Genomic DNA, 1232 nt, shown 5'->3' with positions numbered 1-1232 from the left:
GGACATCCTGATCGGGCGGCGGGTGGTCGCGCTGGATCTGACCGGGGTGGTCGGCGGGGTGGCGCCCTGGGGGTATCTGGCGCTGCTGCTGGCGGTGTCGTGCGTGGGCGTGGACCGGTTCTTCGGGGTGACCAGCGGATGGATAAGGGACGTCGCCACCGCTCAGGCCGTGCAGCGCAGACTCCAGACGCTCCAGTTCGACTGGGCGTCGGAGAGCGTGCGGGAGGTGCTCGGCCCGGCGGAGGGCACCGCGAGCGAGGCGGCCGAGCGGTGCCTGGGGGTGCTGCGCCGCTTCTCGGAGGACGTCACGGAGCTGGTCCGCACGGAGACGGCGGACTGGATGGTGGAGTTCCGCACCGGGAACGCGCCTATGGGCATCCAGTCGGCGGTGTCCTCCGCCGCGCTGGTGCGCGGGCCGGAGCCGAGCAGCGGCGGCGGACGGTTCTCCGTACCGCCGAACGGCGCCCGCCCGAACATGCCCCGGCAGAGGCCGCCGGAGCCGCGGTGAGGGGACCGCGCCTTCGGCCGGCTCACCCTTCCTTCCTGTACGTCAGCTTCTCCCCCGTGCCCGTGCTGACGCGTTCCAGCGTGCCGTCCGGCAGCAGCGTGACGCGGGTGGCGGCGCCCGGGGAGCAGGACGAGCGCGGGGCGCCCGAGACCACCCTCGACGGGCCGATCTGTAGCGGGCCGGACGCCGACGGCCGCGCGGTGAGGTTCGCCTCGAAGACACAGTGGTAGGTGCCCGCGTCGGTCGGCCCGTCCGCGACGAGCGTCAGTACGGTGTCGCCCACCTCGCCCTGCTCGATCGTGAGCCGGCGGGTGTTCACCCCGCTCGCGTTGTCGATCGTCGCCGTCCATGTGCCCAGGTAGGCGTCCGGCACCGCCCCGGTCGCCCGGGGTGACGCGGAACCGTCCGACAGGGACGGGGACGGCTCCGGTTCCCGGGACGGGTCGCCGGCACCGGTCGGCGCGGGCTGCGAGGTCGTCGGCGCCGGACGCGCCTCGTCGTCGCCGCCCCCGTTGAGCAGCGCGTACACCGTGCCGCCCGCGGCCACCGCAACGACCAGCGCGATCAGCACGAGCAGCACGGTCGTACGGCCGTTGCGGCGGGGCGGTGTCCCGTGATCGCCGGGCGGATACGCGCCCGCCCCGACCGGCGGCGCGCCGTACGGCGGGGTGGAGCCGGGGTGGTACGGCTGCGGGGCGGGGGCCGCGCCGCAGCCGTACCACCC

1 protein-coding gene and 1 pseudogene are annotated in these 1232 nt (G+C 75.3%); one reads left to right on the top strand and one right to left on the bottom strand.

Going from position 1 to position 1232, the window contains the following annotated elements:
* Positions 1 to 508, top strand: a 508-nt coding sequence (locus MTQ10_RS30595; RefSeq protein ID WP_247474021.1) for an SLATT domain-containing protein, incomplete at its 5' end; no start/stop codon positions are given.
* A gap of 22 nt (positions 509 to 530) precedes the next feature.
* Here the strand turns inward: MTQ10_RS30595 and MTQ10_RS30590 are convergent.
* Positions 531 to 1232 (bottom strand): annotated as a pseudogene (locus tag MTQ10_RS30590) (serine/threonine protein kinase); the annotation flags it as partial.

It is taken from the genome of Streptomyces sp. XM83C (assembly GCF_023072675.1).
In the GTDB taxonomy this organism is placed as follows: domain Bacteria; phylum Actinomycetota; class Actinomycetes; order Streptomycetales; family Streptomycetaceae; genus Streptomyces; species Streptomyces thermocoprophilus.
The sequence above is the reverse complement of the archived record's forward strand: the minus strand, read 5'-3'. Positions and strand labels throughout refer to the sequence as shown.